Raw genomic sequence first — 12,720 nt, 5'->3', positions numbered from 1 at the left:
AAAACTTTTTAAAAACAACAATCTTTTATCAAAGAGGCTTTGAGTAGGATATTTAAATAAAATACCTTAACGTACCTTAGCATTTAATAATCGTGTTTTAGTAACCATATTGGCACTTTCAATTGTTTGTTTTGATAGCGTGTTAAAATACCAGCATCCACATATCGGAATTAATTGATTATCATAACACCATTTTTTCAGATGATAAATAATTGTTCTCCCTATACCAAGTTGTCGATAATTTTCATTTGTAAACATCCCAATACTTGCATAACTAGATAACACTTTACTTTTTTCAACAATTCCTACTCCAAGTAAACTATTATCCTTATAGATTGTAAATATTTCCCCTTTAGTAATTCGATCTTCTAGATTATTTAAAAAATCTTGACTAATATCAATTATTTTTTCAATATCATTCATTGTTGCAAGGTTAAATTCACCTTTCATATACAATTTTTCAGTAGGAATATCTTCCTTTGTATCTGAGAAAAAGTAAGCTTGATTGCTAATCGAATATTCCTGATCTAAAACTAGACTTAAAAAAAGTTCATCACATGTCGGAACAAAGATTGATTCAATTGAATGGTCTTTAATGACTTTCCGAAAAATATCCTGAGAATATTTATAATGTGGAAAGTTTAAATAAAACTGCGTTAACAATTTTTTATGATGAACAGCAAAATATCCCTCAATACGATTATTAATCATAATTTTATAAAAAACAGAATCAAGAATATGATCCTCTAAGAATGAATCAATCGGAGAACTTAATGAATTAACATAATCTAAAATAAAAATATTTAATTCACTGGTATTACTTATTTTAAATTGAATACTCAATATTATATACCTCCAATAGCATTAATTACTTCTTATCTCTAGAAAACATATTCTATTTAAATTACATTGATTCCTTTCCTAAAGCAGCGTTTCCTTATTATTTATCCTTACCAAATAAAAAAACCTCTCTTCCTATTAGTTTAATAGTGAATAGAGGTTTTTTTATATTTGCCAGGACTGATTCCATATTTAATTTTTTTATTTCTAGAATAAATAGTTAACCAAAATGCAAGGATTAGGATTCCACCTTTAACGAAATACTGACAATATGTTTCTAATCCCATTAAATACCTCCTTGCTATACAAAGATTTCCTAACTAAATTTTTTCTCTTCCATTTAAGCAATCCACATTAAGACTAATACATATTTTTCCTATATTAACAAAGTTACATTATCTATATAATTTAATAAGTTATGTAAGTTGGTTTCATTGATACATATACAATTCAAAGATATCAAACTAATATCCTCTTATTTATTTGTTTCAGCGAAGATAAACAAACATTAACAACTTAAAATAAGAAAGGTCAGATCAATTTGTCTAAAAAATTATTATCGTTTTTTATCATTTTATTTTTATCTATATCTATTCCAGTGACTCATGCAAGTGAAGCTTATTGTCATGTAGAAGGTGATTCAAATCTTACCCCTCCAATTATTCATGATCAAATTATACCAAACATAGTTCAAGAGGATTTACATTTAACAGACGAGAACTCGCCATATTATGTAAACTCTAAAATTCAAATTGCAAATGGAGTAACTGTCACAATTGATCCAGGTGTTGTAATTAGAGGCAACTCAGTCGAATCATTCGAACTTTTTGGTAACGCTAAACTCATTGCTAAAGGAACTGATTTGAATAAAATAAAATTTATAAATATTACTCTTACTGCTGAAAAAAATAGTTTAGCATCAGTTGAAATTGAATATGCAAATTTAGATTGGGTAAATTACAACTCTTTTTCATCTGGATTATTGATATTAAAGAACAGTAACATATATGGTTATAGTACTATTAAGGTAGATCAACCTTCAGTAGATAGTTTTATAGAGAATAACTTGTTTTTAGATAGTAATTTTTTGTCTGTAACACCTTCAGTAAATAATTCGATATCCATCAAAAATAATACATTTAAAGATCGTGGTTCAAGAGCAGATATACTATTTAATTATAAAAACAGTGGTAATCAAAATATTAAAATCGAAGGAAATAACTTCTTAGGAATTAATAAACAAGCCATCCAATTAGTAAAAAGTGAAGACGCGGACTCACTCAAAACCATTAATGCTCAATACAATTATTGGGGAACGTCAAACCTAAATACGCTCGAATCAAAGATATTTGATCGAAATGATGATTTAAATTTATATGCTGTTGTCGATTATCAAAACTTCTTAAATGAGTACAATAAAAATGCTGTACCTTACCCATTAGATAAGCCAAAATTAGATAAACCTGTTGGAGATAGTGATACTGTTATAAAAGGTAAAGCAGAAGCCAATCTATCTGTTATTGCTAAAATAAATAATATTGAAATCGCCTCAAGTTCTACTGATGAACAAGGTAAATTTAGTCTTACGATTGAGAAGCAAAAAGCAGGAACGATTATTGATTTAACTGCTCAAAATTCGGATGGTGCTATTAGTCCAGTAGAAAGTGTATCAGTTAGGGATTATACAGGCCCAGAAGCACCAATTGTGAATGAGATTACAGATCAATCTCGATCAATAACCGGGAAAACAGAACCATTTGCAAATGTGGGGACTAATCCTGTTTATAACTTTATAAAGGCAGATAACCTTGGAAACTTTACTATACCAATTGGTCTACAAAAACCAAATACAATGATTACAATCTATACGACAGATGCGAAATGTATGATTGGTAAAAGTACTACTGTAAGAGTAATTGATATTACAGCTCCTGCTGCACCTATCCTTCGCACTGTTCTGCATAAACCAGATTTAATAATTGGTAATACAGAGCCATTTGCAAAAGTGAAAGCCTTACTTCCTAATAAGAAGGTTATTTATGGAACGGCTGATCAATCTGGATATTTTATAGTCAATATTGGAACACAGAAACCATATACACCTATTACTTTCTATGCAATTGATGAAGCTAATCATATAAGTAAAGGGTCTATAGTGAAAGTATTAGATACAATACCACCTAGTGCACCTAAAGTAAATAAAGTTACTGTTAAGTCTAGAACGATTACTGGAACTACTGAGCCATATGTAAAGGTTAAAATTATGGTCGGTAAAAAACAAATCGCACTTGTGAATTCCAGCAAAAGTGGTAGATATAGTGCTCCTATCATAAGACAAAAATATAATACGAGTATTAAAATTTACTCAATTGACAAAGCAGGAAATATAAGTAAAGGTACTACTGTAAAAGTAAGAAAATAATCTTCAATATAAAAAGGGATAATGAAAGTAAAAACTTTCATTATCCCTTTTTGATGTTTACAATCTTAAATAATCTAATTTTTTAAAGCTATTTACTTAATAATTTTTGACGATAAATTTTTGGAGATTCATTCGCATACTTTTTGAAAACTCTACTAAAATAATTCGGGTCCTTATATCCCACTTCATAACTTATTTCTTTTAAATTAAGGCTCTCATTTTGCATTAATTGCTTTGCGTGTTCAATTCGAATTTTCATGACGAAATCACTAAAGTTTTCCCCAGTTCTCTTTTTAAACATTTTACTAAAGTAGAATGGATTCAAATTCACATAACTTGCTAGTTGAACTAATGTAATATCTTCTTTATAGTTCTCATAAATATAAGCCTTCGCAATTTCAACAAAATGGTTAATTCTAGTTTCTTTTTCTTTGCTTATCATTTGAATTAAATTAATGATTTGTTGTTCAGAAACTTTTTTTATTTGTTCAAATCCCTCTATATCTGGAAACTGAAATGAATGGACTTTAAACTGTTGCTGACTAAGAAACTGTTCCAAATGATTAAATAAGATAATAAATTCAGCTCGTATTTGCTTAGGTTCTAGTTTTAATTCAAGAGTAAGTCGGTTATATAGCTTATTTAATTGATACAATGATGCATCAAGATCAATCATATTAATTGCGCTACATATAGAAATAAGTTCCTCATTTGTTATCTTTACATGATTTGAAGAAAGACTTGTTTCTTTTGTATCACTTGAACGACTATTGAAAGAATACATCGCCTCGAAATAAGATTTTCGCCATCCATCTATTCCCTTTTGTATAGAACCAACTGCACAATTTATTTGATAACCAGTCTGCTTTATTACATACTCTTCTAATCTTTTTGCTCTATTTTTAATTTCAATTTCTTGAATTAAATTTAGGCGTTCTAGCTCGATAGGTTCAAAAATTGCAATTTTCCCTTCAACTATTGGACTAACGATGCAATTATTCTCCGATTTCATATAATGTTTCACACATTCATAAATTCTTTTTTGTTCATGATCGAGTAAACTATTATATGAATCTATTAACACGACATTACTATATCCGTACTCAACTTTAAAATCTAATAGTTTTGAAATTTCATCTGAACTTAAATCCTGAATTGTATTCAACATAATCATTATAGATAGTTCATTTTCAGTAAAGGGTCTAAAATGAGATAACATTTCAATTTGATGTAATTCCGATACTCTTTTTTGATTATCTTTTTCAATTTCTGTGATTAAGCCTTTTAATAATGTAATTATTTGCTCTCTTTTAGCCGGTTTTAATAGATATTCTTTTACACCTAATGAGATAGCTGCCTTCGCATACGAAAAATAATCATATGCCGACACGATGATTACTTTTGCTAATGGTAATTTTTTCCGAATTACTTCAACTGCTTCGAGCCCTTGAATACCAGGCATTTTAATATCCATAAATATAATATCATAATGATCTTTTTCGGTAAGTTCAATTGCCACTCTACCATTCTCTGCATGATCAATTTTAAATATATCTGGTAAACCCTTCGTAATAGTTAATTCTAAACCTTCTCTTTCGATTGGTTCATCATCAGCAATCAATAATCGATACATTATAATCCTCCTTCCATTTTGTGATTTTTTAAAGGTATTGTTAAGTTAATTTTAGTCCCTTTATTTATCCCTGTTTCAATGCCTACTATATTTTCCTCGCCATAATAAAGTTTTAACCGCTTAAATACATTTGTAGTTCCTAAGCCTGTCGATTTCTTAACCCCTTGTAATTGATAAGAAGTATCTAAAAGACTAGCTTTAATTTCATCAGACATACCTTTTCCATTATCATACACACTAATGACGATATTATTTATTGCACTTTTAATCTCTAATCCTATCACAGCATCTTTCTCCATATGCTCAATTCCGTGTATAAAAGCATTTTCTAACAATGGTTGAATGGTTAAACAAGGAATTAGTTGATTCAAGCACTCTTCTTCCACATTAAGCTCAAAACGAACTCGCTCACGAAACCTAGCTTTTTGAATAGAAAAATATTCTTTCGCGTTCATGATTTCATCTGAAATACTTACTGCTTCATCAAGTTTTCTCAAGTTGTATCTAAGTAGATTTGAAGTGGAGATCGTTAAGTCACTAGTTTGTTCTGCTCCTTCAATATATGCTAACTTTGAGATTACATTTAAAGTATTAAACAAAAAATGAGGATTAATCTGGCTTTGCAATGCTTTTAACTCTAACTCTTTTACTAATCTATCTTTTTCAACGATTTCAAGATTTTTTGCCATAAGAATTTTCAAATTAAGTACCATTTCATTAAAAATTTCACCAAGAATACTTACTTCATCTTTTGTAGAGGTTTTGAATGGACCAACCTCAAAATCACCTTTACCTATTTGCTTAGCCATGTAGATTAGTTTATTAATTGGACTTAAAATGCTTTTTGATAGCCATATTGCAAATACGATACTCATTACAGTCGTTATGACAAATAACATAACTCCTAGCTTATTCATTGAAATTGTATTCTTTACAACATTATTGTAGATAGGAAAATAATTATTTAATTCAATATCTACTAGATTTTGACTATCCTCTTTTATAAAAGAAGCTATTTTTTCGACTCCTTTATACTCATCAACATAATTCGAATAATTTTTTTGCAATAAACTTTTTGTAATACCATTTTCATCTTCCAAAAATGTATCTAAAGTATAATAATAATTCTCAATATTAAGCTCATTATTTTTTTCAATACTTTGTTTCATTAGTTTATTTTTTAATTGCCTCAGCTTATTTTTATGTTCAATTAGTAGTTTATAATTTTTTGCATCTTGGTAGATGATATAACTGCTTAAGTAACGCAAATTTTTATCGGTTTCATTTGAAATTTGTTTATAAATATATATCTTATCAATCATTAAATTATAGCTCTCTTGTACCTTTTTTCCACTTTCAAATATAAAAAAAGAGATTAGGTTTAATAGAATTACAATGATTGGAATAAAAATAAAAAGTTTCGTGCGTATTTTCAATGTCTAACCTCCTCGAGGACATTATCCTCAGTTATGACCTCAGTAGGAGTATAGTTAACTTTAACAATCTTCTTTCCTCTTAATGTATCGTCTAATAATTTCACACCTTGGAAACCCATATCATATGGTTTTTGAACAATTGTGGCCTTAATTTTGCGATCAATGATTCCTTTCATTGTTTCCTCTAAACCATCAAAACCAAATATTTGAATTTCACGATCAACTACAGTATTCGTTGCATTTGAGATTCCAATTGCATCTAGTGCACTGATTCCTATCATTATGTTAATATTTTTATACTTTCGAAGCATTCGTTCTGCTTGAAGAGATGCCTGAATTTTAGAAATATTTGAGCTAGATCTTTCAACTACATGCATATTTGGATAACGCTTTATAACATTTAATATACCATTTAATCTCATTTTTTGGCTTTCAGATGTCTCGCTCCCTATGATAATCCCGATATTTCCTTTACCTTCAGTCATATCTGCAACAGTCTGTCCTAAGCGAATTCCTGCATCATAATTATCTGTTCCAATATATGATTTTCGCAAACTATTAGGGGCATCTGTATCAATCGTTACAACAGGTATATTCTTAGCTATTGCTTGATTTATTGTTGGTGTAAATGCTTTATTATCTAAGCTTTGAACAATAATTCCATCCACCTTTGATGCTACAGCTTTTTCTAATAATTTTAATTGCTCTTCAACACTCGTTCTTAATGGAGCAACATATTCAATATTGATATCTAATTTCTTCGCACTATCCCTTGCGCCTTTCTCAACGCTTTTCCAGTAAGGATTATCATATTCTTGCCCTATTAAAATAAAGTGTTTCTTCCCTACCTTCGTTTCTTCCCGAACTGAAAGAGACTCAATAGCGCGCTCTATATTATTTGAACTTGATTCATATCTAAGAAGAACAAATATGAATAGTATTAGTAAAATAGTAAAACTAAATATCCATCGATCAAATTTCATATTTCCTCCCACCTTATAATTCTATCTTATTCATTAATGAATACGTTTTCAATATAATCTTTTATTATACTTTCTTAAGAATCTACATTCCCCACCGGACGAACCACCAAGCTTACTCACTCATTTCTTAATATAGGTTCTTTCATGGTTCTTTTTTCCACTAGAATGCCGTTGTTTTTCTCTGTAATTAATATTTCTAAAAAATAACATCAAATAATATAACTATACTTTGTTATAAGTAACATTCTATTTTTATCTTATTAAATATCTTCCTCATCCTAAAAAATCGGTAAAATACAAAGTTAAATGCTCTTCTACTATTTCACATTCGGTTATGTGAATTTCCACTTCAGGATGCTCACTTTCTATGGGCTCGGTGGTGAGTATCCTCTTCACACAATTGCGCCAGTGGGGTCACACATTCGTTCAAATCATTTTCAATAGTAAGATTTGCTTTAATCTATCATTCCTTAATAGAAGCATTCTTTTAGAAAAGGGGAGAAATTAAAAATAAAAAAATCTACTAAACCATTTTAGTAGATTTTTCACGTCAATTAATTTCCTAAATAAACAGTTCACTTTCCGACAATATTTCCTAAGAAATAACTTTAAACTACAAATCTTAAGCGGTGTTGATAGGTAAAGTAATTTCAAACATCGTTCCTTGGCCTAGTTTACTTTGTACTTTAATCTTGCCACTGTGTTCTTCAACAATCCATTTAGCAATAGAAAGTCCCAAGCCAATACCACTATTTGAAGTACGAGATTCATCTTCTTGAAAGAATCGGTCAAATATGCGATCCATATTTTCTTCTTTAATTCCTATTCCACTGTCTTGTACTTTTAGTACAAAATTATTTTTTACTTGTTCGCAGCTAATTTGAATAACATCGTTTTCTTTCGTAAACTTCATTGCATTATCAATTAATATGACTAATAACTGATGAATTCGTTCTTGGTCCCCAAAGTAAAAATAAGTATTCTTTACTTTTAATGAAATATCTTTATTTTGAAAGGTTACAATCTCTGAAAAATGATCCATTATTTCTTCTAACAATTCATTTAGAGAAAACATCTTCTTACTTAATTGAATTTGTCCTGAATCAGATCTAGCCAATGTTAATAAACTTGATACAAGTTTTGAAAGCCTTCTATTTTCTTTTAAAAGGATTGAAAAGTCTTGCGCCTTTTCTTCGATTGTAGCGTTTGGTTCCCGCAATAACAACTCCAAACGGGACTGTATAACTGTTAATGGAGTACGTATTTCATGAGACGCATCGGATACAAATTCTTGTTGTTTTTGCCAAGCATTTTTAATTGGAATAAGTGCACGCTCTGCGAGAATAAAACCTGCAACAACTGATAAAACGCTACCTAGAACCCACCCGATAATTAGAATAACAAGTAGTGTATTCAGCAAGTCTTTTTCAGAATCTATATTACGTAAAATTTGAAGTGTTATTTCCCCTCGAGGTGTATCCCCTTGAATTGAAATCGTTCGGTAATTCATATCGCCAATTTTATCATCGTATAACTGATTAATTTTTTTCGGATATTTTAGTTCATCTTGTAAAAAGATTGCATTCGCACCTGGCATTTGATTGATTAGTTTTTTATTTTCATCCCACATGACCATTAACACCCGAGGATCACGGTTTGATATCGGCATTCGAGTCGGATTTTCACTTTGTTGTACACGATCAATCATCCATACTAAGGATTGATCAACCTCTTTATACAAACGTGTATTTGTATATGAATAGATGATGAATGAAAGTATGCCTATTAGAAGACTAAATACAACAGAATTTATTATCGTTAATCTAATCTTAGTTCTTTTAAACATCTCATCACCTAATCTTCTTTCATAATATAACCAATTCCTCTAACTGTTTTGATTGCTGCTCCATAATTAAAGGGTTCTAGTTTTTTTCGAATTTGATGAACATACACTTCAACTATAGCAACTGTTGTATCTGAATCAAATCCCCAAACTCGATCAAATATTTGTTCTTTCATTAAAATTTTCCCTTGGTTTTGAATCAAGTATTCTAATAACTCGTACTGTTTTATTGTTAAATGTATTGTTTCATTATTTACCTCAACGGGATGTTCTTTCCCTCTTAATAAAATTCCATCATATTTTAATGAGCTATCGATTGTTAGATTACCACTTCTTCTTAATAATGCATAAATTCTTGCAAGCAGCTCGGGACCTTGGAATGGTTTAACGAGATAATCATCTGCACCTAAATTTAGTCCTTCGACCCGATCTTCTAAAGAATCTTTTGCTGTTAAAAACAAAACAGGTGTATGAATTCCTTCACTTCTTAAATCTGTCACTATCTCAAAACCGTTCTTCTCCGGTAACATAACATCAAGTACGATTACATCATAAATATTTTGCATCGCCATAAAAAATCCTTCTTCGCCTTCTACAGCCTTATCAACAGTAAAGTCTGGTAAGAGTAGCTCTACAATTGAATTTAATACTTCTTCATGGTCTTCAACTACTAATATCCTCATATTTCGTCCTCCAATAGACTAAAAAGGAGCGTTCCACTTGGCAACGCTCCATTCTATGTTTACTCAAAACGTAATGCCTGAATTGGTCGCATATTTGATGCTTTGTATGCAGGAAATACACCAAAGATAACTCCCACAAGAAGCGAAAATGTAAACGATAATAATATTACAGGTAACGAGAAAGCAATTGTTGTGCTTGATATTATTGAATATATTTTAGCAGCACTCATTCCTAAACCTACACCTATCATACCACCAAACGAGCTTAATACGATTGATTCGATTAAGAATTGTAACATTATATCAATTTTTTGTGCTCCAATTGCTTTTCGTATGCCAATTTCTCGTGTTCTCTCAGAAACTGATACTAACATAATATTCATGATTCCAATGCCACCAACAACTAATGATATACATGCTATTCCACCGAGCATAATCGACATTGTATCTGACACCGAGCTCACAGTATCTATAACATCCTGCTGATTTGTCACACTAAAATCGTCCTGGCTTCCACCAAATAAAACGGAAAGCGTACTTTCTACATTTACTTTTGCAAAATTAACAATGTTTTCGTTGTCTGCTTGCACGTAAACAGTACTAATCGTTGTATTTTGAAGTAATCTTTGTGCTACTTTAATTGGAAGTAGAACCGTATCATCTCCATTACCACTTGATTGAAGTACCCCGACAACTTTATATGATGTTCCATTAATTTGAATTGTTTCCCCCACAGGGTTAGACAATCCAAATAGTGTCGTTGCAGTATCGGAACCAAGGATTGCTGTTTTTAATCGTTCCTCATTATCAAAATCTGTAAAGAATCGTCCAGAACTAATTTTTAAATTTCTTACATCCTTATAAGAACTAGTTGTACCTGTCAATGAGACTTCTGAGCTCGTTTTTCCATTTTTAACGCTTACACGCCCTGATACAACTGGTGAGACCTCTTTTACGCCATTTATTTTTTTCAATGTAGCCAAATCTTTCTCTTTAAATTGAGTTGTATCAGTATTATAGAAATTAGCTGTCAGTAAATTCGTTCCTAATTCACCAATTTGATCGGAGATTTGTTTACTTGAACCTTGGCTTATTGATACAAGAATAATGACAGATGATACACCAATTATCATACCTAACATCGTCAAGAATGCCCGTAATTTATTACTAACTATACTTTTTATTGCCATTTTGATTAATTGAGACATTCCCATTTGGCATACCTCCTTCCTCACTTAGGCAGCCATCTTCAATTCTTACAACTCTAGTGGCCTCTTTTGCAATATTACTATCATGAGTAATCAGTATAATCGTATGACCTTCTTTATGAAGTTTTTTCATTAAGTCTAGAATTTCTCGTCCAGTTTTTTGATCAAGAGCACCAGTTGGTTCATCCGCTAAAAGAATATCTGGTTTTCCAGCTAATGCCCTTGCAATTGCAACCCTTTGTTGTTGACCACCTGATAGCTGAGTTGGAAGATGATTCATCCGTTCCTCCAACCCAACCTCTCTTAATACTTCAGTTGCCATATCTCTTCTTTCTTTTTGAGAAAGTCCTCTATAGCTTAATGGTAGTTCAACATTTTCTAACGCACTTAATTTGGATAATAAATTGAAGTTTTGAAATATGAACCCGATCTTTTGATTTCTTATTAAAGCCAATTGCCTATCATTCATTCTTTCGATTGCCTGTCCGTCAAATAAATAGCTTCCAGAATTCGATTGATCTAAACATCCAATCATGTTCATAAAAGTTGATTTCCCTGAACCTGATGGACCAACAATAGCAATAAAGTCTCCTTTATTAATCGTAATCGAGACATTATTTAATACATATAATGTTTCTCCACCGAACTCATAAGAATGGTTCATATTGGTTATATGAATCAAATTTTCTTTATTGACCATTCTTCCCACCGCCACGAATCATCATTCTTTCACCGTTTCCTTGAGCGCCGAAGTTCCCTCCACCCATTTGAAAACCACCTTGACCAAATTTATTAAAATTCGATGATGATTGAATTTGAGGTAGTACTACAAGTTGTCCAGCCTGGATGCCTGAAGTAATTTCAACATAATTTTCATTCGTTATTCCTGTCTTTACTTCCACAGTCTTTGTTGCTTCTTCATCTGAATTAGAAGATGAAGTACTCACAATTACATATTTAACATTGTTTCTAGAGTTTATAGCTTCAACAGGTACATATGTTACATTTTCTTTCTTTTGAACTAGAATTGAAGACTCTGTTGTCATTCCAATTTTTAAGTTTTTTGCTTCAGTCAATTTAACTTTTACGTTAAATGTCGAAACACCATTCGATACTTCACCTTCTCTTGATACTTCACTTACTTTTCCCGTATATTTTGTATCTGGAAAAGCACTTACGTCGACACTTACAGATTGTCCAACTTTTACTTTTGATATATCTAGTTCATCTACACCAATTGATGTTTCTAAATTTTTATAATTTGTAATATGTGCGATAACTGCTCCCTGGTTTACTTTATCGCCTTCTTCAACAGAAAGTGATGTAATCGTTCCAGCAAAAGGAGCCTCAATTGAATCACTTCCGTCTGTAAAGCTAATTAATTCGTCTCCTTTTTTTACCGTATCATTTACTGAAACTAGTACTTCATCAACCTCTGAGTTTGTCTCCGAAGTTAAATCTTCACTATTAATTGCTGAAATTGAGCCTGATCCACTTACTTTAACTTCCAACGTTCCTTTTTGTGCAGTTTGTGTTCTTGTTATATTTGATAAGACTTGTGCCTTAGGTTTTAAGTAAAAATACCCTCCTGTTCCAGCACAAATTATGATGATCACTATTCCAATAATCCATTTTTTCATTCTATCTCCTCCTAATTTATTAGTTGACGCTT

General features: G+C 30.9%; 11 protein-coding genes. 1 reads left to right on the top strand and 10 read right to left on the bottom strand.

Going from position 1 to position 12,720, the window contains the following annotated elements; all coding sequences use genetic code 11:
* Positions 1 to 66 precede the first annotated feature (66 nt).
* Together B7R65_RS07990 and B7R65_RS21265 are read right to left on the bottom strand one after the other, a co-directional pair.
* Complete coding sequence (locus B7R65_RS07990) at positions 67 to 843, bottom strand: GNAT family N-acetyltransferase (protein ID WP_088042243.1); 777 nt, start codon at positions 841 to 843, stop codon at positions 67 to 69.
* A 140-nt stretch (positions 844 to 983) separates the two neighbouring features.
* A complete protein-coding gene (locus B7R65_RS21265; protein WP_179194808.1) occupies positions 984 to 1,127 on the bottom strand; it encodes a hypothetical protein in 144 nt (47 codons plus the stop codon).
* Between the two features lie 254 nt (positions 1,128 to 1,381).
* Here B7R65_RS21265 and B7R65_RS07985 point away from each other — a divergent pair, with 254 nt between their 5' ends.
* The gene (locus tag B7R65_RS07985) at positions 1,382 to 3,262 is read left to right on the top strand and encodes an Ig-like domain-containing protein (RefSeq protein WP_088042242.1); all 1,881 of its coding nucleotides are present in this window, start codon (positions 1,382 to 1,384) and stop codon (positions 3,260 to 3,262) included.
* 88 nt (positions 3,263 to 3,350) lie between these two features.
* Here B7R65_RS07985 and B7R65_RS07980 read toward each other — a convergent pair whose 3' ends face one another.
* From B7R65_RS07980 to B7R65_RS07945, 8 genes are all read right to left on the bottom strand, one after another.
* Positions 3,351 to 4,895: a response regulator gene (locus B7R65_RS07980; protein ID WP_088042241.1), complete on the bottom strand. Its 1,545-nt coding sequence runs from the start codon at positions 4,893 to 4,895 to the stop codon at positions 3,351 to 3,353.
* Entirely contained in the window at positions 4,895 to 6,331 is a 1,437-nt protein-coding gene (locus B7R65_RS07975; protein ID WP_088042240.1) for a sensor histidine kinase, read from the bottom strand. The genes B7R65_RS07980 and B7R65_RS07975 overlap by 1 nt, the downstream gene beginning before the upstream one ends.
* Complete coding sequence (locus tag B7R65_RS07970) at positions 6,328 to 7,314, bottom strand: sugar-binding protein (protein WP_088042239.1); 987 nt, start codon at positions 7,312 to 7,314, stop codon at positions 6,328 to 6,330. The genes B7R65_RS07975 and B7R65_RS07970 overlap by 4 nt, the downstream gene beginning before the upstream one ends.
* A gap of 622 nt (positions 7,315 to 7,936) precedes the next feature.
* Entirely contained in the window at positions 7,937 to 9,160 is a 1,224-nt protein-coding gene (locus B7R65_RS07965; RefSeq protein ID WP_088042238.1) for a sensor histidine kinase, read from the bottom strand.
* A gap of 8 nt (positions 9,161 to 9,168) precedes the next feature.
* The gene (locus B7R65_RS07960) at positions 9,169 to 9,840 is read right to left on the bottom strand and encodes a response regulator transcription factor (protein WP_088042237.1); all 672 of its coding nucleotides are present in this window, start codon (positions 9,838 to 9,840) and stop codon (positions 9,169 to 9,171) included.
* A gap of 59 nt (positions 9,841 to 9,899) precedes the next feature.
* Entirely contained in the window at positions 9,900 to 11,054 is a 1,155-nt protein-coding gene (locus B7R65_RS07955) for an ABC transporter permease (protein ID WP_088042236.1), read from the bottom strand.
* The gene (locus B7R65_RS07950; protein WP_088042235.1) at positions 11,008 to 11,748 is read right to left on the bottom strand and encodes an ABC transporter ATP-binding protein; all 741 of its coding nucleotides are present in this window, start codon (positions 11,746 to 11,748) and stop codon (positions 11,008 to 11,010) included. Before B7R65_RS07950 ends, B7R65_RS07955 begins: the two co-directional genes overlap by 47 nt.
* Positions 11,738 to 12,688 (bottom strand): efflux RND transporter periplasmic adaptor subunit, encoded by a 951-nt coding sequence (locus tag B7R65_RS07945; RefSeq protein WP_179194807.1) that lies wholly within the window; start codon positions 12,686 to 12,688, stop codon positions 11,738 to 11,740. Before B7R65_RS07945 ends, B7R65_RS07950 begins: the two co-directional genes overlap by 11 nt.
* Positions 12,689 to 12,720: the final 32 nt, after the last annotated feature.

The sequence above is a fragment of the Bacillus sp. EAC genome (assembly GCF_002156875.1).
Lineage (GTDB): Bacteria > Bacillota > Bacilli > Bacillales > Bacillaceae_G > Gottfriedia.
This window is presented reverse-complemented; position numbering and strand designations above follow the sequence as displayed.